15 protein-coding genes are annotated in these 19,441 nt (G+C 72.4%); 10 read left to right on the forward strand and 5 right to left on the reverse strand.

What is annotated here, in order from left to right:
- Nucleotides 1-210 precede the first annotated feature (210 nt).
- Both Ari01nite_RS12265 and Ari01nite_RS12270 read right to left on the reverse strand, forming a co-directional pair.
- On the reverse strand, nt 211-867 hold the full coding sequence (locus tag Ari01nite_RS12265) for a lysophospholipid acyltransferase family protein (RefSeq protein ID WP_203781406.1): 657 nt from the start codon (nt 865-867) through the stop codon (nt 211-213).
- Nucleotides 867-1,448, reverse strand: coding sequence for a TetR/AcrR family transcriptional regulator (locus Ari01nite_RS12270; RefSeq protein ID WP_203781312.1), 582 nt, complete (start codon nt 1,446-1,448; stop codon nt 867-869). Before Ari01nite_RS12270 ends, Ari01nite_RS12265 begins: the two co-directional genes overlap by 1 nt.
- A gap of 119 nt (nt 1,449-1,567) precedes the next feature.
- On the opposite strand from Ari01nite_RS12270, the gene Ari01nite_RS12275 reads away from it, so the two are divergent.
- From Ari01nite_RS12275 to Ari01nite_RS12300, 6 genes are all read left to right on the forward strand, one after another.
- Nucleotides 1,568-2,086 carry an RNA polymerase sigma factor gene (locus Ari01nite_RS12275; RefSeq protein WP_203781313.1) on the forward strand — a complete coding sequence of 173 codons (519 nt, stop codon included), beginning with the start codon at nt 1,568-1,570 and terminating at the stop codon, nt 2,084-2,086.
- Entirely contained in the window at nt 2,079-3,461 is a 1,383-nt protein-coding gene (locus Ari01nite_RS12280) for a sialidase family protein (RefSeq protein WP_203781314.1), read from the forward strand. The genes Ari01nite_RS12275 and Ari01nite_RS12280 overlap by 8 nt, the downstream gene beginning before the upstream one ends.
- A 47-nt stretch (nt 3,462-3,508) precedes the next feature.
- A complete protein-coding gene (locus Ari01nite_RS12285) occupies nt 3,509-4,537 on the forward strand; it encodes an acyltransferase family protein (RefSeq protein ID WP_239162702.1) in 1,029 nt (342 codons plus the stop codon).
- 70 nt (nt 4,538-4,607) lie between these two features.
- Nucleotides 4,608-5,783 carry an alginate lyase family protein gene (locus tag Ari01nite_RS12290; protein ID WP_239162692.1) on the forward strand — a complete coding sequence of 392 codons (1,176 nt, stop codon included), beginning with the start codon at nt 4,608-4,610 and terminating at the stop codon, nt 5,781-5,783.
- Entirely contained in the window at nt 5,780-7,921 is a 2,142-nt protein-coding gene (locus Ari01nite_RS12295; RefSeq protein WP_203781316.1) for an RICIN domain-containing protein, read from the forward strand. Before Ari01nite_RS12290 ends, Ari01nite_RS12295 begins: the two co-directional genes overlap by 4 nt.
- Before the next feature lie 49 nt (nt 7,922-7,970).
- Nucleotides 7,971-9,632, forward strand: a complete 1,662-nt coding sequence (locus tag Ari01nite_RS12300; RefSeq protein ID WP_203781317.1) for an FAD-binding dehydrogenase — start codon at nt 7,971-7,973, stop codon at nt 9,630-9,632.
- Nucleotides 9,633-9,641: 9 nt separating this feature from the next.
- Here the strand turns inward: Ari01nite_RS12300 and Ari01nite_RS12305 are convergent, their stop codons facing one another.
- Nucleotides 9,642-9,899, reverse strand: a complete 258-nt coding sequence (locus Ari01nite_RS12305; RefSeq protein ID WP_239162693.1) for a helix-turn-helix domain-containing protein — start codon at nt 9,897-9,899, stop codon at nt 9,642-9,644.
- Nucleotides 9,900-10,252: 353 nt separating this feature from the next.
- On the opposite strand from Ari01nite_RS12305, the gene Ari01nite_RS12310 reads away from it, so the two are divergent.
- From Ari01nite_RS12310 to Ari01nite_RS12325, 4 genes are read left to right on the forward strand one after another with little or no spacing between them, the layout of a single operon-like run.
- Nucleotides 10,253-11,212: an SGNH/GDSL hydrolase family protein gene (locus tag Ari01nite_RS12310; protein ID WP_203781319.1), complete on the forward strand. Its 960-nt coding sequence runs from the start codon at nt 10,253-10,255 to the stop codon at nt 11,210-11,212.
- A 48-nt stretch (nt 11,213-11,260) separates the two neighbouring features.
- Nucleotides 11,261-12,688, forward strand: a complete 1,428-nt coding sequence (locus Ari01nite_RS12315) for a hypothetical protein (RefSeq protein WP_203781320.1) — start codon at nt 11,261-11,263, stop codon at nt 12,686-12,688.
- Between the two features lie 39 nt (nt 12,689-12,727).
- Nucleotides 12,728-13,510: an FAD binding domain-containing protein gene (locus Ari01nite_RS12320; protein WP_203781321.1), complete on the forward strand. Its 783-nt coding sequence runs from the start codon at nt 12,728-12,730 to the stop codon at nt 13,508-13,510.
- Nucleotides 13,507-16,146, forward strand: a complete 2,640-nt coding sequence (locus Ari01nite_RS12325; protein ID WP_203781322.1) for a molybdopterin-dependent oxidoreductase — start codon at nt 13,507-13,509, stop codon at nt 16,144-16,146. Before Ari01nite_RS12320 ends, Ari01nite_RS12325 begins: the two co-directional genes overlap by 4 nt.
- Here Ari01nite_RS12325 and Ari01nite_RS12330 read toward each other — a convergent pair.
- Entirely contained in the window at nt 16,139-18,070 is a 1,932-nt protein-coding gene (locus tag Ari01nite_RS12330) for an ATP-binding protein (protein WP_203781323.1), read from the reverse strand. The genes Ari01nite_RS12325 and Ari01nite_RS12330 overlap by 8 nt on opposite strands.
- Nucleotides 18,067-19,290 carry a sensor histidine kinase gene (locus tag Ari01nite_RS12335; RefSeq protein ID WP_203781324.1) on the reverse strand — a complete coding sequence of 408 codons (1,224 nt, stop codon included), beginning with the start codon at nt 19,288-19,290 and terminating at the stop codon, nt 18,067-18,069. The genes Ari01nite_RS12330 and Ari01nite_RS12335 overlap by 4 nt, the downstream gene beginning before the upstream one ends.
- Between the last annotated feature and the right edge of the window lie 151 nt (nt 19,291-19,441).

The following is a 19,441-nucleotide window of genomic DNA, read 5'->3' on the forward strand; positions in this document are numbered from 1 at the left end:
CTCAGGCCCGGCCCTCTCCTCCCCCGACGCCAGTCCGATGTGACCGGATATATCTGATATGTCCGGCGGTTGGGTCGGCTTGGGCGCAGCAGAGGGCCGGTGCGGTTCGGTCAGCTCGGCGCAACAGAGGCCCGGTGCGGTTGAGTCGACTTAGGCGCAACAGAGGCCCGGTGCGGTTGGATCGGCTTGGTGCCGCAGAGGCCGGTCCGGCTATCCGGGCGGGCCGCCGGACAGTTCGTTGTATTCGTTCGCGCGTTGCTGGCCGGACAACTCGGCGATCGCGTCCATGATCTGGTCGGTGGCGGCCCGCCGTGCGCGCGCCTGCTTGCCGTCGGGCGGGGGCGCGAAGCGCAGCGGCGTACCGAATCGGACTGTCACCCGGCCGAAGCGAGGCAGGCGCGCGCCCACCGGCTGGATCTTCTCGGTGCCCTGCACCGCCACCGGCACCACCGGGGCGCCGGACGCCAGCGCCAGCCACCCCACTCCGGTGCGCCCGCGGTAGAGCCGTCCGTCGCGGGAACGACTGCCCTCGGGATGGATGCCGAACGCCCCGCCGCCGTCGAGCACCCGCAGCGCCGCGTCGAGCGCGTCCTGCGCTGCCCGGAACCCGCCACGGGGCACCGGGATCGCGTCGACCGCGGTCAGGAACGTCCGGCGCGGCCAGTGGCGGAAGTGTTCCTCCTTGGCCAGGAACGACACCCGGCGCGGCGTCATCAGCGGGATGAGGAAGCTGTCCAGGACGGACAGGTGGTTCGCGGCGAGGATCACCGCGCCGGTGCGGGGGACGTGGGCGGCACCGTGCACGTCGGGGCGGAAGGCCAGGTGGGCCGCCGGCAGCAGCACCGGGCGCAACGCGGACGCCAACATCACGACGCCACGCGAGCGTCGGTGGCGGGCAGGTGGGCGTCGACGGCCGCGACCAGCAGTGCGTCCGGTGCGTCCAGGCCGGTCACCACCTGGAGCGTGCCCCACTGCCACAGCTGTGCGATGCCGTGCAGGGCGGCCCACAGCGCCCCGGCCCGGGCCGCCGGCTCGGCCAGGCCGCCCCGCCGGAGCAGCCCCACCAGCACGCCGAACAGCGGGGTGCTCTCCTCGCGCAGGCCGATGTTGTTGCCGCGCAGCAGGTCGTGGCGGAACATAAGGGCGAACATGCCCGGTTCGTCCCGGGCGAACGCCACATAACGCCGGGCCAGCGCCAGCACGGCGGCGCGCGGTTCGGTGCGGGTGTCGCCGATCGTCTCGGCCACCACCGCGGCCAGCTTGCGGTAGCCCTCGCGGGCGATGGCCGCCAGCAGCGCCTGGTGGGTGGGGAAATACCGGCGCGGGGCGCCGTGCGAGACGCCGGCCCGCCGGGCGATCTCGCGCAGCGACACCGCCGCGTCACCGGCCTCGGCCACCAGCTCGACACCGGCGGCCACCAGCCGCTGCTCTACGTCCCCGGCACGCATAGACAGTGTCTACCAGTTGCCGTAGACACTGTCTACCGAGGGATCATGACGGAGGATGCAACCGGACGGCCGGGGTGCTGGTCCTTCCTGAAACGATCGTCGACCCCCCGGGAGAGCGTGTGGAAGCCGAAGACACGGTGCGCCAGGCGTACCAGGTCTACTACCGGCGGCTCGTGACGCAGGTGTTCGGCCTGGTCGGCGACCTGGCCGAGGCCGAGGACGCGGTGCAGGAGGCGTTCGCCCGGGTGCTGGCCTCGCCCCGGTCGTTCCTCAAGGCCGACGACGCCGAGCGGTGGCTGCGGGTGGTGGCCCTCAACGTCGCCCGCACCCGCTACCGCCGCCGGTGGCTGTTCGACAAGCTCGTCCGGGCCGGGCGGGTCGACGTGCCGGCGGCCGTGCCGGGACTGACCGCTGACCGGGTCGCCCTGCTCACCGCGCTGCGCCGGCTCGCGCCGCCCACCCGCGAAGCGGTGGTGCTGCACTACCTGGCCGACCTGCCGGTCGGCGAGGTGGCCGCGACGCTCGGGGTGCCCGAGGGCACGGTCAAGGCGCGGCTCTCCCGCGGCCGCACCGCGCTGGCCCGATTCCTGAACGACGACGAAGCCGCCCCGCTCACCGAGGAGGCCCGCCATGCGTGAGCCCAATTTCGAGTCGCTGGCCGCGTACGTCGAGGGCGCCGTCCGCCAGCCCGAGTTCGCCGTCATCCGGCAGCGGGCAACCAAGGTCAACCGGCGCCGTGCCTTCCTGTCGAGCGCCGCGGCCCTGGTCATCGCGCTGACCGCGACCAGCATCGGGTACGCGGCCGCGGACGGTGGCCCGCCGGAGGTCGACCCGATGCCGGCGCCGACCGAGAGCCCGGACCCGCCCGGCCTCTGGCCCCGCGTCGGCCAGGTGGTCGCCACCGGCTCGGGCACCCTCTACGCGGCGGTCGAGCCGTGCCGCCGCTGCGCAACGGAACTGCACGCCTCCGACGACGACGGCGCCACCTGGCAGGCCCGCCCCGTGCCGCCCAAGGCGAACGGCATCACGGACAGCGAGCGGTTCGCCTCGATGATGTCGCTGGGCCCGGACACCATCGCGTGGCGGGACGTCCAGACGATGACCGATTTCCAGGAGCTGTTCGGCTCGCCGGCGGTGGCTGGTGGGGACACCCCGGGCCCCGGCGAGCAGACCTCAGGCCCCGGCGAGCAGACCTCAGGTCCCGGGGAGCAGACGTCGGGCACCGGTAAGCCGCGGACCGGCGGGTTCTACACCTCCGTCGACGGCGGTAGGTCCTGGCGCCAGGCCGTCGTCGATCCCCCGGTGGCCGCAACGCCGCCCGGCGGCCGCGTGTTCGGCTGCAGCGTGATCATCGAAGAGTCGCCGTGCCGCATCTACGCCGTCGACCCGGGCACCGGCCACTTCGCGCCGCTGGCCACCCAGCCCGCCGGAATTCTGATCGAATCCCACTGGCCCGGCATGACCGACGTGCCGCTCGGCGGCCGCCTCTGGGTCCCCGGGCTCGATCCGGCCACCCGCAAACCCGCCGTGGCCACCAGCGCCGACGGCGGCCGGACCTGGAAGACCCACGTGTTCACGGCCGGCGTACCGGCCGTGTCCAGCGGAAGTTTCACCGCCGCGATGTATCTCCCGTTCATCGCCGCCAACAACGGCAAGGTGGCGTACGCGCTCCTCTACCGCGACGAGGCCGGCCGGCGCACCCCGTACCGCACCACCGACGGCGGCGCGACCTGGCGGCCGGTGTCCGGCGGCCCGCTGCCCGACGGCACCGAGCAGGGCTTCGTCACCACCGACGGCGCGCACGTGACCCGCACCGGCACGACGTTCCGGGTGGCCCGGCCGGGCGCCGGATATCGCACCGAGAAGCTGCCCGGATATCCGGCCGAGATGCTCGACCCCAACGAAAGCCGGGTGCCGTCGCAGCAGGCGGCCGGGCACTACCTGGTCAACAACAACACCCACGCCTATCTCTCCGGCAACGGCTGGAGCTGGAAGCGCGCCGACCTGCCGTAGCCGCCGTGGCCTGAGCCGCACCAAACACCGGGAGCACCGCGGTGGCGATGACGCGCGCCCAAATTCGGGGACTGGACGGGATCCGCGGGCTGCTGGCCCTCTACGTGGTGGTGCATCACTGCTGGCTGCTGACCTATCCCGGCTACCCGGCGAACACCGGGCCGGCCTGGCTCGGCTGGCTCGTGCACGGCCGGCTCGCGGTGGTCGCCTTCATCGTCCTCTCCGGCTTCTCACTGGCCACCGGGCCGGCCCGCGACGGGTGGCGGCTGGGCGGGGTACGGGATTTCGCCCGGCGGCGGGCCCGGCGGATCCTGCCGCCGTACTGGGCCGCCCTCGCGCTCAGCCTGGTGATCGTCAGCGACCCGCCGGGTCCGCGTTCGGCCGTGGTGCACATCCTGCTGCTGCAGGACCTGGTCGCGGTGCGTTCGCCGAACGGCGCGTTCTGGTCGATCGCGGTGGAGGCCGGGCTGTACGTCGCGTTTCCGGTCCTGCTGCTGCTCCGCCGCCGGGCCGGCACAACGCTGACCCTGGCCGCGGTGACCGTGCCGGTAATCGTCGCCGGCCTGCTCGGGCTCGCCGCCCCGGGCCGGCCGATCGGCTACACGCTGGAGTTCCTCCCGCTGTTCACGGCCGGCGTGGTGGCCGCCGGAGCGCGCGTCACGCCACGGCTCGCGGCGCTGGCCGCCGCGCCGGTCCTGCTCCTGATCGCGGTGCAGGGTCCGGTCTGGACCGTCCGGCACTACTACTGGGTGGATCTGGCGGCCGGGCCGGCGATCGCCCTGTTCCTGGCCGCGATCGCCGGTGGCCGCCCGGCCGCACTGGTCCGCTTCCTGGACAGCCGGCCGCTGCGCACGCTCGGCGGATTCTCGTACAGCCTCTACCTGATCCATCTGCCGGTGATCGCCCTGCTCACCCCGGCCTTCGCGGCCGTACCGGTCTGCCTGCTCCTGGCCTGGATCTTCGCCTCACTACTGGAAACGTCCGACCGGAACCGGTTTCACCAGGGCATATCGATGAGAGCGCTCTCTTGTTCCGGAACCTTTAAGGGAGACTTAAGTCGGTCAATTGCGCCTTGACCGGGCATGGGTCGAAGGGAACTGTTAACTCACTTTCCGGTTCCCCTCATCCCCACCCGGGAGCATCACCATGCGCAGAAGCGCCCTATTAGCGGCCTTTACAGCTTTCGTCGCACTAATCGCCACGTTCGGCGTACGGCTGAATGATGCCGACGCCGCGCCGACCACCTTTGCCCACCCGGGCGTGCTGGTCAGCCGGGCCCAACTCGACTTCGTGAAGGGCCGGGTCAACGCCGGCGCCCAGCCGTGGACGGCCGCCTTCAACCAGATGACGGCCAGCCGCTACGCCTCGCTCTCGCGTACCGCCAAACCCCGGGCGGTCGTCGAATGCGGCTCCTACTCCAACCCCAACAACGGGTGCACCGACGAGCGCGAGGACGCGATCGCGGCCTACACCGACGCGCTGGCCTGGTACCTCACCGGGAACGCCGCCTACGCGCAGAAGGCGATCGCGCTGATGGACGCGTGGTCGGCCACCATCACGTCGCACACCAACAGCAACGCGCCGCTGCAGACCGGCTGGGCGGGCTCGGTGTGGCCGCGGGCCGCCGAGATCATCAAGCACACGTACGGGAACTGGCCGAACCAGGGCCGGTTCGCCACCATGCTGCGCAACGTCTACCTCCCGGTGGTCATCGTCGGCAGTTCGAGCAACGGCAACTGGGAACTGTCGATGATGGAGGCCGCGGTCGGCATCTCCGTCTTCCTCGAGGACCGGGCGAGCTACGACCGGGCGATCACCCGGTTCAAGGCGCGCGCCGCCGCCTACCTCTACATCCCGGCGGACGGCAGCCAGCCGAAATACCCGCCGGTCGGCAGCGTCGACACCCCCAGCGAACTGATCAACTACTGGCAGGGGCAGAGCACCTTCGTGGCCGGCCTCTCCCAGGAGACGTGCCGGGACTTCACCCATACCGGGTACGGGATCTCGGCGATCAGCCACATCGCGGAGACCACCCGGATCCAGGGCGAGGACCTGTGGCCGTCGGTGCAGGAGCGCACCCGGCAGGCACTGGGTTTCCACACCAAATTCGAGAACGGTACGGCGGTGCCGTCCAGCATCTGCGGTGGCTCCGTGGTCAAGGGGTTCGGGCCGGTCACCGAGGTCGCCTACAACGCGCTGGCCGGACGGCTCGGGATCGCCATGACCAACACCCAGCAGTACACCGAGGCGCGCCGGCCGCAGGGCACCAACAACCTGTTCGTCGCCTGGGAGACGCTCACCCACGCGGGGAACCCGGCATGAGAAAACTGACGCAGATGGTGATGGTCGGCGTCGTCACGGCGGCGCTCGGTGCCGTCGGGGTGACCCACGCGCTGGCGGCCTCGTCCGGCACGCTGGTCAGTGCCGCCAACGGCAAGTGCCTCGACGTGACGAACGGGTCGACCACGAACGGCAACCAGCCGCAGATGTGGGCGTGCACGAGCGGCAACCAGAACCAGGTGTGGACGCTGGCCGACAACGGGTCGGTGCAGGCCCGCGGCAAGTGCCTCGACGTGGCCGGCAACTCGACCGCGAACGGAGCCGTCGTGCATCTCTGGGACTGCTACGACACGGTGGGCACCCAGAAGTGGACGCTGTCGGCCGGGCGGGACCTGGTCAACAACGCGGCCGGCAAGTGCCTGGACATCACGGACAACAATCTGGCGGACGGGGCGAAGCTCCAGCTCTGGGACTGCGGCGGCGGGGCCAATCAGAAGTGGACCTTCCCCACGGCTCCGCCCGGTGCGGGTAACCCCGATCTTGGACCCAACGTCACGATCTTCGACCCCACGATGTCCGCGGCGACCATCCAGAGCCGGCTCAACACTGTCTTCAATTCCCAGGTCACCAACCAGTTCGGGAACGCGCGATACGCGCTGCTGTTCAAGCCGGGCAACTACAACGTGGACGTCAACGTCGGGTTCTTCACCCAGGTGGCCGGCCTCGGGCTGGTGCCGGACCAGGTGAACATCAACGGTCACGTGCACGTCGAGGCGGACTGGTGGCCGGACGGGTCGCAGAACGCCACCCAGAACTTCTGGCGGGCCGCCGAGGGACTGTCGGTGACGCCCGGCGACGGCCTGGACCGGTGGTCGGTGTCGCAGGCCGCGCCGTACCGCCGCATGCACGTACGCGGAAACCTGGCCCTGTCCGACGGCGGCTGGTCGTCGGGCGGCTTCATCGCCGACTCCAAGATCGACGGCCAGATCCAGTCCGGCTCGCAGCAGCAGTTCCTCACCCGGAACTCGGCGATGGGCAGTTGGAGCGGCTCGAACTGGAACCAGGTCTTCGTGGGTTCGACCGGCGCACCGGGCAACAGCTTCCCGTCGCCGCCGTACACGACGATCGGAACGACGCCGGTCATCGCGGAGAAGCCTTATCTGTACGTGGACAGCGCCGGCGCGTACCAGGTATTCGTTCCGGCCCTGCGATCGAACACGAGCGGCACCACGTGGCAGTCGGGCACGCCAGCCGGCACGTCGCTGCCGATCAGCACATTCCATGTGGTCAAGCCGGGTGACACCGCGTCCACGATCAACGCGGCCCTGGCAGCGGGTAAGAACTTGCTGGTCACGCCCGGTGTCTATCAGCTCAACCAGACACTGAACGTGACCCGGGCCGGCACCGTGGTGCTCGGCCTGGGGCTGGCGACGTTCGTCCCGGCCGGCGGGGTGGACGCGATGCACGTGGCCGACGTGGACGGGGTCCGGCTGGCCGGCGTGCTGTTCGACGCGGGCACCACGAACTCGAACACGCTGCTGCAGATCGGCCCGCCCGGCTCGTCGGCGTCGCACGCGGCCAACCCGACCGTGCTGTCCGACGTGTTCGTCCGGGTCGGCGGCTCGATCGCCGGCAGGGCGACGGTCAGCGTCCAGGTCAACAGCGACCACGTGATCGGCGACCACGCCTGGATCTGGCGGGCCGACCACGGCAACGGCGGCACGGTCGGCTGGACTGTCAACACCGGCCGCAACGGGCTGATCGTCAACGGCGACAACGTGACGTTCTACGGCCTGTTCGTCGAGCACTACCAGCAATATCAGACGATCTGGAACGGCAACGGCGGCCGCACGTACTTCTATCAGAACGAGATGCCGTACGACCCGCCGAACCAGGCCGCGTACATGAACGGCTCGACGCAGGGCTGGGCGGCCTACAAGGTGGCCGACTCGGTGACCTCGCACGAGGCGTGGGGCCTGGGCAGCTACTGCTTCTTCAACGTGAACCCGTCGGTGGTGAACGCGCGCGCCTTCGAGGTACCGGTCAACGCGGGCGTCCGCTTCCGCAACATGGTGACGGTGTCGCTGGGCGGCGTCGGCACGATCAGCCGGGTCATCAACAACACCGGCGCCGCGGTGCACAGCTCCCATCAGGTGACGAGCATCGTCAGCGGTCCGTAACTCCTGGGGTCCGGCCGCGCAACGCCGCGCGGCCGGGCATCCTTGAACCGTGAACGCGGACGTCATCGTCGTCGGGGCCGGCCTGGCCGGGCTGGCCGCCACCCGGGAACTCGTCGCGGCCGGCAAGCGGGTCGCGCTGGTCGATCAGGAGAACGCCGCCAACCTGGGCGGGCAGGCGTTCTGGTCGTTCGGCGGCCTGTTCCTGGTGGACACGCCCGAGCAGCGCCGGCTCGGCGTGCGCGACTCGTTCGACCTGGCCTGGCAGGACTGGCAGGGCAGCGCCGGCTTCGACCGCCTGGACGGCGCTACCGGCGCCGACTCGTGGGCGGTGCGCTGGGCCCGGGCGTATGTCGAGTTTGCGGCCGGCGAGAAGCGGCGCTGGCTGTCCGGGCTCGGGCTGAGCTGGCTGCCCACGGTGGGTTGGGCGGAACGCGGCAGCCTGCGCGCCGGCGGTCACGGCAACTCGGTGCCGCGTTTCCACGTCACGTGGGGCACCGGCACCGGGGTGGTCGCGCCGTTCGTGGCGGCGGTGCAGCGGGCGCCCGACCTGGTCACCTTCCATTACCGGCACCGTGTGGACGAACTCGTGGTGACCGGTGGCGCCGTCACAGGCGTACGGGGAAAGGTTTTGGCTCCGGACACAGCGCGCCGAGGCGTGCCCACCAACCGTGACGAGACGGCCGACTTCGAACTGACCGCGCAGGCGGTCGTCGTCACCACCGGCGGCATCGGCGGCAATCATGACCTGGTACGCCGGTACTGGCCGGACCGGCTGGGCACGCCGCCCGCCTCGATGGTGACCGGGGTGCCGGCATACGTGGACGGCCGGATGCTGGAGATCGCCGAGTCGGCCGGCGCGCGCCTGGTCAACCGCGACCGGATGTGGCACTACACCGAGGGCATCCGCAACTGGGACCCGATCTGGCCCGGCCACGGCATCCGCATCCTGCCCGGCCCGTCGTCGATGTGGTTCGACGCGGCGGGGCGCCGCCTCCCCGAGCCGTGCCTGCCCGGTTACGACACCTTGAGCACCCTGCGTCACCTGCGCACCACCGGCCACGACCACAGCTGGTTCATCCTGACGCAACGGATCATCCGCAAGGAGTTCGCGCTCTCCGGCTCCGAGCAGAACCCCGACATCACGGCCCGTGACCGGCGCGCCTTCATCCGCGAGCGCATCTTCGGCAAGGGCGCGCCCGCTCCGGTCGAGGCCTTCAAGCAGCACGGGCCCGACTTCGTGGTGGCGGACACGCTGGACGAACTGGTGGCCGGCATGAACAAGCTGACCGACGAGCCGCTGCTCGACCTGGCTGCGGTGCGGGCCCAGATCGAGGACCGCGACCGCCAGATCGCCAACCCGTACAGCAAGGACGCCCAGATCCAGGGCATCCACAACGCCCGCCGTTTCCTGGGCGACCGCATCGGCCGCACCGTGCCCCCGCACCGCATCCTGGACCCGGCCGCCGGCCCGCTGATCGGCGTCAAGCTGCACATCCTGACCCGCAAAAGCCTCGGCGGCATCCAGACCGACCTGCAGTCCCGGGCGCTGACCGCGTCCGGCGCGCCCATCCCGGGCCTGTACGCAGCCGGCGAGGTGGCGGGTTTCGGCGGCGGCGGCCTGCACGGCTACAACGCGCTGGAGGGCACGTTCCTGGGCGGTTGCCTGTTCAGCGGCCGGGCGGCGGGCCACCACCTGGCCCACTCGCTGTGAGCGTCCGCCTCAGGCGGCCTCGCCGCGCGGCTCGAAACCTACTTTCAGACTCACGTCCAGAGCAGTCGCCAGCCGTTCGAGCACCATCAAGGTGGGAACGGTACCGCCGGCCTCGAATCGAGCAACCGCGGACTGCGTCATGCCCGCTGCTTTCGCCAGCTGCGTCTGGCTCCAACCCCGGCGCTCACGAAGCTCCCGGACGGAACGCCCGAGCTCGAACGCCAGCCGCGCAGCGTCGTACGCCTCAGCCGCCCCGGGCTCGGCCATCCGCCGCTCCCGCATAGCGGCCCAACCGCCACCTTCGCTCATGGCCTAGCCCTCCTCGTCCACAACGTGGTGCGCCTCGTCAATGCAGCGCGCCAACGCTCGGCGCGCCCGGTCGATTTCCCGCTCGTCCCGCATACGCGCCTTGCAGAAAACCGTCAACAGGATGATCCTCTTGTCGGTGCGACAAGCCCTGAACTATCCCAGCACGCGGACGTTGCGCCTCGAGCCTCCGAATTAGGACGCGGCGCACGGATTGTGCGGCTTCGGGAGCCGTTTGGGAGGAACGGTCAGATGCACCTGACGGTGACCGATACGACCCGCCGGAAGTAGGCTTCGACCAGGCAGGGGTCTTGATGCGCGACGCTCGTACGACGACGCTCCGCCGGCGGTTCGCCGCCGCCATGGCCGCGCCGGCCGTGCTGCTCGGGTTGCTGTCCGGGCCCGCCGCGGAAGCCGCCGTGCGGCCCGCCGAAACCGAACGGCCGTCCGCCCTTCGCGTGATGCCGCTCGGCGACTCGATCACCTGGGGTATCGGCTCCGCCGACCGCGACGGTTACCGGGCCGCGCTGCACCGGCGCCTCACCTCGGCGGGGCTGGACGTGGACTTCGTCGGTTCGGCGCGCAACGGGCGGGGACCGGACCGCGACCACGAGGGCCACAAGGGGTGGACCATCAACCAGCTGGCCGAGCACGTCGAGCCGTGGCTGACCAGGTACCAGCCGGACGTGATCCTGCTGCACATCGGCACCAACGACCTGGTGCAGGGCGTGCCGCAGCCGGCCCGCAAGCTGGCCCGGCTGCTCGACCTGATCGAGGCCGCCCAGCCGGACGCCGAGGTGTTCGTGGCCCGGGTCGTCGGCCTGGCCGACTACCCGAACCTGGAGCGGCTGGAGCGCCGGACCGCGGCGTTCAACCGGGCCGTCGGGCAGATCGTGACCGAACGCGGCGGGCGCTTCCACCTGGTCGACCAGAGCGTGGTCCGGGGCATCGACATGCGCAACGAGGTGCACCCCAACGATGTCGGGTACGCCCGGATGGCGTGGAACTGGTACCGGGCCATGGAGCCGGTGCTGAATGTCGACGGCACGGAGTGGCCGCAGGTCGCCAACCCGGACGAGGCCGCCACGTCGTTCCGCTGCATCGAATACTCCACGCTGCACCCGGCGGTCCGCGGCTGCCGCTACTGGTACCTGCGCGGCCCGAACCGCACCTGGCAGTTGCCGGTGACCCAGCGGGTGCACTACCAGGAGATCGTCGACGGCGAGGTGGTCGACCGGGTCAAGCTCGTGACGCGCTGGGTGAGCGCCCGCTAGTCAACCGTTTCCGCCTTCTCCGCCGCGGTGGTCGCCGAGGATGAGGGCATGGGTCGGCTGGTGCGCGTCGAGGGCCTGGTGGCCGTCGCGGGACTGGCCGCGTTCCTGATGATCTTCGGTGGGCTGGGCGGCGCGTCCGATCCGGCGCCCGAGGCGCGGTGGGTGGGGCTCGGCGTGCTGGTGGCGCCGGCTTTGATGGCGTACGCGCACCGCGGCGCGGCGGCCTGGGCCGGCGTGCTCGCCGCGGTGGTCTGGACGTCGCTGGCCGGCTCCGTCGCCACCGCGCTGGTCTCCTGGACGTACGCGCTGGTGGCCATCGTGCTCACCCGCCGGGACCGGTCGCCGGCCACGTCCGCGGTCCCGCTGCGGCAGCCGCCCTCGCCGCCCGGGTTGCCGAACGTCGCCGTACCGGCCGAGGTGGGCGGCTTCGCCCTGCTGCTGCTGGCCGTCGGCGGCCTGGTCCGGGTGCTGACCGGCGGCCCGGTGTCCTGGCTGGCCGCGGTAATCGCCGCGTTCGGGCTGGGCTGCGCGCTGCTGGCCCGCGTCGTGCGGCACCGCGCCGAGCTGCGCAAGCTGTTCGGCACCCTCCAGCCGGTGCACACGGTCCGGGCCGTCGAGCAGCTCGGCTACGTGCACGTCCTGCTGCCCGAGCCGGGCGGCGTGACCGCCCTGGAGTTCGCCTTCGACGTGGCCGAGCCGGACCGCCCGGCCGAGGCGGACGAGCCGCAGACCCGTCCCGGCGTGCTCTACGGCGACCCGCGGCCGGGCGCCTGGTGCGCCGTCGAGGTGGAGGGCCGGCTGCACGTGCCGGTCGGGCCGGTGGGCGACGTCCTCGAGGTCGGCTACGACGTGGTGCAGGGCCTGCCCCGCGAGATCGAGGACGACGAGGAGCAGCTGGTCGACCCGGCGGCGTTGCGGCCCGCGGACCGCGGGGTGGCCGCCTTCGAGTGCCGCGAGCACCGGATCGCGCCGCCCCGGGCCTGGGCCGCGACCGCCGCGATCGGCCTGGGCGCCGCGCTGGCCGCCGGTGAACTGGCCCTGCTCGCCGGTGGAACCGCGGCCACCCTGGCCGCGGCCGCCACGGTCGCCGCCGCGGCCGGCTACGAGTTCGGCTGGCGCACCCAGCTGCGGCCCCGGCTGCGCTGGCACGCCGGCGGGGTGGCCGCGGTCGGCTTCCGCGGCCCGGACCGGCAGCCCTGGGCCACCGACAGCGCCGTGGTGCACGACGATTCCGGCACCGTGGTGCTGACCGCCGGTGAGTCGGTGCTGACCGTGCCGGTGCCGCCGCCGTGGCCGTCCGCCGAGAGCCAGCGCAACGCCGACCAACTGGTGGCCGCGCTGCGCGACGCCCGCAGCCAGTCGTTCGAGATCAGCCCGCTGCAGCCGCCGCCGGAGATCGAGGTGCCCCGCCGCCCGGTCGCGCTCTACCTGTCCTGGCTGGCCTCCGTCGTGCTGACCGTGCTGATCCTCGGTTAGACGCGGAGATTCGAAACAACGGACGCGTAGCGTACGAATGTGGATCTGACAACCGTCGCCGAGGTGATCAGCCCGGCCGAGGTGGGCCAGTGGCGGCCGGGCGACGCCTGGCTGGGCGGTGGCACCGCGCTGTTCGCCGAGCCGCGTCCGCACCTGAGCCGGCTGCTCGACCTGGCCGCGTGCGGCTGGCCGGCGCTGACCCGCCGGGCCGACGGTCTGGAGATCGCGGCCACCTGCACGATCGCCGAGCTGGCCGCGAGCGGCTACGCCATCGCCGAGCGCTGCTGCCACGCGTTCCTGGCCTCTTTCAAGATCTGGAATGTGGCCACGGTCGGCGGCAACCTCTGCGCCGGGCTGCCGGCCGGGCCGATGATCGCCCTGGGTGCCGCGCTGGACGGCACTTGCCTGCTGCTCTCCCCCGAGGGCCGGCGCGAGGTCACGGTGGCCGACTTCGTGACCGGCGACGGCACCACGGTGCTGCGCGAGGGCGAACTGCTGCGCTCGGTGCACCTGCCGGTGGCGGCGCTGGCCGGGCGCACCGCGTACCGGCAGGGTTCGCTGCACACGCACGGCCGGTCCGGGGTGCTGGTGATCGGCCGGGTGACCGACCGCGACGGGCTGGTGATCACCGTGACGGCAGCCACGAACCGGCCGTACCTGCTGCACTTCCCGGGTCCGCCGACGCCGGAACTGGTGCAGATCGCGCTGACCGAGCGGGTGCCGCACGACGCGTACCTGGACGACGTGCACGGCCTGCGGTCCTGGCGCCGGCACCTCACCCGGCGCTACTGCAAAGAGGTCCGGCGGGAGCTGGTCGGATGAGGATCAACGGCGAGGAGCACGGCCGGGCCCCCCGTCCGGGCCAGTGCCTGCGGACCTACCTGCGCGAGGAGGGCTGCTTCGGGGTCAAGAAGGGCTGCGACACCGGCGACTGCGGTGCCTGCACGGTGCACGTCGACGGGCTGCCGGTGCACTCCTGCGTCTATCCCGCGTTCCGGGCGGCCGGCCGCAGCGTCACCACGATCGAGGGCCTGGCCGGTCCGGACGGCCTGCACCCGGCGCAGCAGGCGTTCCTCGACGCGCAGGGCTTCCAGTGCGGCTTCTGCACGGCCGGGCTGATCATGACGACCGCGGCCCTGTCCGGCGACCAGCGCGCCGACCTGCCCCGGACATTCAAAGGCAACCTCTGCAGATGTACGGGCTATCGCGCCGTCGCCGATGCGCTGGCCGGCGTGGTGAACACCGCCGAACCCGCCGCCGGTGCCGCCGTCGGGTCGGATCTCGGGGCGCCGGCCGGGCCGCAGGTGGTGACCGGGACCGCCCGGTACACGTTCGACCTGGACGTGCCCGGCGTGCTGCACATGAAGGTGCTGCGCTCGCCCCATGCGCACGCCCGGATCGCCGCGATCGGGGTGGAGGCGGCGCTGGCGGTGCCCGGCGTCGAGGCGGTGTTCACCCACGCCGACGCGCCGGACCGGCTGTTCTCCACGGCCCGGCACGAGCACACCGAGGAGGATCCGGCCGACACCCGGGTGCTCGACGACGTGGTCCGCTTCACCGGTCAGCGGGTGGCCGCGGTGGTGGCCACCTCGGAGGCCGCGGCCGAGGCCGGCTGCCGGGCGCTGGTGGTCGAGTACGAACCGCTGCCGGCCGTGCTGGACGCCGAGGCGGCGCTGCTGCCGGACGCCCCGCTGGTGCACCCGGACAAGGGCCCGAACGCGGTCGGCGAGTTGCACGCGGAACTGGGTGACGTGGCGGCCGGGTTCGCCGCCGCGGACGTCGTGCACGAGCAGACCTTCCGTACCGCCCGGGTGCAGCACGCCAGCCTCGAGACGCACGGTGCGGTGGGCTGGCTGGACGACGACGGCCGCCTGGTGATCCGGACCAGCACGCAGACGCCGTTCCTCACCCGGCGCGCCCTGGCCACCGTGTTCGACCTGCCCGCCGACCGGGTGCGGGTGGTGGCCGGGCGGGTCGGCGGCGGGTTCGGCGGCAAGCAGGAGATGCTGGCCGAGGACCTGGTGGCGCTCGCCGTGCTGCGGCTCGGCCGGCCGGTCAAGTGGGAGTTCACCCGGGCCGAGCAGTTCACGTCGGCCACCACCCGGCATCCGTTCACGGTCACTCTCAAGGCCGGCGCCACCGCCGACGGCACGCTCACCGCGCTGCAGTTGCGGGTCGTCTCGGACACCGGCGCGTACGGCAACCACGGCCCGGCGGTGATGTACCACGGTTGCCACGAGTCGCTGGCCGTGTACCGCTGCCCGAACAAGCGCACCGACGCGTACGCCGTCTACACCAACACGGTGCCGGCCGGCGCGTTCCGCGGGTACGGGCTCGGCCAGGTCACCTTCGCGATCGAGTCGGTGCTCGACGACCTGGCCCGGACGCTGGGCCTGGACCCGATCGTGCTGCGCGAGCGCAACGTGGTGCGGCCCGGCGACCACCTGCTGGCCCCGGGCGACCACGCCGAGGACCTGACCATCGCCAGCTACGGCCTGGACCAATGCCTCGACCATCTGCGCGAGGCGGCCCGCACGCCGGCCACCGACGTGCCGGACGGCTGGCTGACCGGCGACGGCATGGCGATCGCGATGATCGCCGCGGGTCCGCCCGGCGGTCACTACGCGGACGCCACCGCCACCCTGCTGCCGGACGGCCGGTACGAGATCGCGGTGGGCACCGCCGAGTTCGGCAACGGCAGCACCACGGTGCACTGCCAGATCGCCGCCGACGTGCTCGGCACCACCCCGGACCGGATCGCGGTCCGGCAGTCCGACACCGACGTGGTCGGCCACGACACCGGCGCGTTCGGCTCGACCGGCGTGGTGGTGGCCGGCAAGGCGGTGCTGCACGCCGCGCACGGCCTGCGCGCGGTGATCCTCTCCGAAACCGGCGGTTCCGCGCTGACCGTGGACGCGGTGGCCGACGGGCCCACGCTCAAGGAGGTGGCGGCCCGGGCCGGCCGGCCGCTGACCGCGAGCGGGCACTGGGCCGGCAGCCCGCGCTCGGTGGCGTTCAACGCCCAGTGGTTCCGGGTCGCGGTCGACCCGGTCACCGGCGAGATCCGCATCCTGCGCAGCGTGCACAGCGCCGACGCGGGCACCGTGCTCAACCCGCTGCAGTGCCGCGGCCAGATCGAGGGCGGGGTGGCCCAGGCGCTCGGCGCGACCCTGGCCGAACACGTGGACATCGGCCCCGGCGGACACGTGACCACGGCCGGGTTCCGGCAGTACCACCTGCCCACGTTCGCCGACGTGCCGCGTACCGAGGTCTGCTTCGCGCGGACCGACGACGCGATCGGGCCGCTGGGAGCCAAGTCGATGAGCGAGAGCCCGTTCAACCCGGTGGCGCCGGCGCTGGCCAACGCGGTGCGGGACGCCACCGGCGTGCGCCTCACCGACCTGCCGTTCACCCGCGACCGGGTGTGGGCCGCCCTGCAGCGGGCCACGGTCAGCTGAGCGCCGGAGCCACCGCCGGTTCCGGCGCCGGGATGGCCGGCAGGGTCACCGTGAAGGTGCTCCCCCGGCCCAGTTCGGAGCTGGCCGTCACGAGGCCGCCGTGCTCGGTCACGATGGTGCGCACGATGGCCAGTCCCAGGCCGGGGCCCTGCACGGCCTGGTCCATCGCGTTCGCGGCCCGGTGGAACGGGGTGAACAGGCCGGGCAGGTCGTCGGCCGGGATGCCCATCCCGGTGTCGGTCACGGTGAGCACGGCGTTCGGGCCCTCCGCCGCCAGCCGCAGCGCGAACCGGCCGCCGGCCGGGGTGAACTTGATCGCGTTCTCCACCAGCTTGCGCAGCATCAGCTCGATCTGGGTGCCGTCGCCGCGGACCCAGGCCGGCTCGGCCGTCACCTCGCTGTCCACGTCCTTGGCCCGGGCCGTGCCGGACGTCTCGGCGTGCAGGGCGGTCAGCAGCGCGGCCAGGTCGACCGGCACCGATTCGCCGCCGTCCGGCCGGCTGCCGCGGCCCAGCAGCAGCAGGTCGGCCACGGTGTCCCGGAGCCGGTGCGCGTTGCGCAGGATGGCCGACAGGCTGCGCCGCTGCATCGCGGTGAGCTCGCCGCCCGCGCCCTCGGTGAGCATCTCGGTGTAGCCCAGGATGCTGGTCAGCGGCGTCCGCAGCTCGTGCGTGACGGTGGCGATGAAGGCGTCCTTCTGCTCGTCCAGCGCGCGCAGCTCGCTGATCAGCCGCTCCTGGCGCATCCGCAGCCGCATCTGCCGGGCGGCGTGGTCGATCTCGCGGCACAGCTTGCCCAGCAGGCTGCGCTCGTCCTCGGTGAAGTCGGGCCGGCCGGCCCGGGCGAGGTACAGCAGGCCGGGCGGGCAGTCCTCGTCGCCGCTGAGCGCCACGCCGAGGCCGCCGGCGACCGGCCGGGCCACGCCGGTCCGGCCGGCCCGGATCTCGGCCACCGTCTCCGGGTCGAGCGACAGTTCCCGCTCCGGCCAGGTCACCACCAGCTGGGCGCCGGGACCCAGGGTGACCCGGCCGAGGACGGTGTCGGCCGCGAGCCCCTCGGCGATCAGCCCGGCGACCCGGCGGCCGATCTCGTGCGGGTCCCGCTCGCTGCGCAGCGCGGCGGCCACCTGCTGGCGCCGCTCGCCCACCGCGGCCCGCGCCTGCTCCTCGGTGATCAGGCGCTCCACCTCGGCGGCCAGGTCGTTCAGGGTGCTCATCACGGCGCGCAGCTCGCCCGGCCCGGACGGGACGGCACGGGCGGACAGGTCGCCGTCGGCCAGCCGGCGCAGGGTGTGCCGGACGTGCTCGATCGGGCGGATCAGGTGCCGTTCGTGCAGTAGCGCGATCGCCAGGCCGGTGAGCAGCACGAGCAGGGCGAGCGCCGCGAACATCAGCTCGGCCGTGCGGGCGGACCGGCGGTCGGCGGCGTAGACCTCGGTGCGCTCGGCGTCCACCGCGGCGTCGACGGCCGCGTTCGAGGTGCGCACGTCGTCGAACCAGGTCCGGCCGCGGGCGGCGCGCTCGACGTCGGCGTCCGCCTGCCCGGCGTTGACGATCGGGATCCCGTACGCGTAAAGCCAGTGCGCCACCGCCCGCCGTTCCGTTTCCACCAGCCGCTCGATCTGCGGATCGGTGACGCTGGCGGCCAGCTCGTCGAGGGCCAGGAACGCCTGCCGGCGGCCGTTCTCGTAGGGCGGCAGGTAGGCCCGGTCGCCGGTCAGCTGGAACCCGCGCACCCCGGTCTCGGCGTCGGTCATGAACTGCAGGACGGCCCGGTTCGCGTTCAGCATCCGCTCGATCCGCAGCGACCGCTCCAGCCGGTCGGCCTGCATCCGGTCGCTGACCACCAGCTGGAGGAAGACCAGGGCCAGGAAGAGCGTGCACAGGAGAACGAAACCGCCGACCACCCGGGCCTTGAGATTCATCGGCGCACCGCCGGCACGCCGGCCGTGGCCGGCAGGGTGAAGGTGACGGTGGTACCGCCGCCGGGGGTGTCGGCGGCCTCGATCCGGCCGCCGTGCCGGTCCACGATCCGCTGGCAGGTGGACAGGCCGACGCCGTGCCCGAGGCCGGCACCCGGGTCGATCTGGGCGAACATCTCGAACACCCGGGACCGCTGCTCGGCCGGGATGCCGCGGCCGTTGTCGGTCACCGACACCGCCCACTCGGCGCCCCGCCGCTCGGCGCTCAGCTCGACCCGGCAGGGCCGGTCCGGGTGCCGGTACTTGAGGGCGTTGCCGATCAGGTTCTGCAGCAGCTGCCGGATCAGCGTCGGGTCGCAGTCCACCACCGGCAGGTCGGGCGGCACCACGAGCGCCGCGCCGTCGATGCCGGAGCGCAGGTCGGTGACCGCCTGCTCGGCCAGGTCGCCGAGGTCGGCGGTCTCCAGCCGGCACGGCGCATTGCCGGCCCGTGCGTAACTGAGCAGCGAGGTGATCAGGCCGGACATCCGGCCCACCGCGCGGCGGGCCTGCCGGATCCAGGTGGTCATCTGCTCGTCGCCCTCAATCCGCTCGCCGAGCACCTCGAGGTAGCCGTTCACCACGGTGAGCGGGGAGGCCAGGTCGTGGCTCACCACGGCCGCGAACGCCTCCAGCTCGGCGTTCGAGCGGTGCAGCTCGGCGTTGCGGCTGTGCAGTTCCCCGGCCAGCTCGCCGTTCACCCGGGCCTGCCGGCGACGCTCGAACAGCGCGAGGATCACCTGGGCCAGGTCCTGCAGCCGGGCGATCTGCTCGGCGTTCAGCTCGCCGGGCTGATCGTGGAAGACGCAGAGCGAGCCGAGCGCGTACCCCTGCGGGGTGATCAGCGGTGCCGAGGCGTAGAACCGGACGTGGGCCAGTTCGCCGGTGACCCAGGGATTGGCCATGAAGACCGGGTCCTGGCTGGCGTCCGGGCGATGGACGAAGTCGCCCTTCTCGAAGTGCACGGCACACATCGAGTCGCTGCGCGCCGAGACGCCGCCCTCGAAACCGGTCGAGGTGAGCTGGCACTGCCGGTTCTCGTCGATCAGGTTGAGGGTGGCGGTGGGCACCCCGGCCACCATGGCGGCCACCCGGACGACAGCCTCCAGTTCGTCCCCCGCCGGGGCGTCGAGCAGGCGGTACTCGTGCAGGGCTGCGACGCGCTCCTGCTCGCGGGTCCTCACTTCGGTAGGTTCGGCAGGTAACCGCCCTCTCCTAAGGGTTCGCGCTTTCTGTGAACCTCCTGGATTCGTTACCGATCCGTAACTTACCCCGCCCTTATACACGTGGTAACGACCACACCGGCTCACGCTCGTCAATGTGTCCCGGTTGAGC

Origin of the sequence: Paractinoplanes rishiriensis (assembly GCF_016862375.1) — a bacterium.
Lineage (GTDB): Bacteria > Actinomycetota > Actinomycetes > Mycobacteriales > Micromonosporaceae > Actinoplanes > Actinoplanes rishiriensis.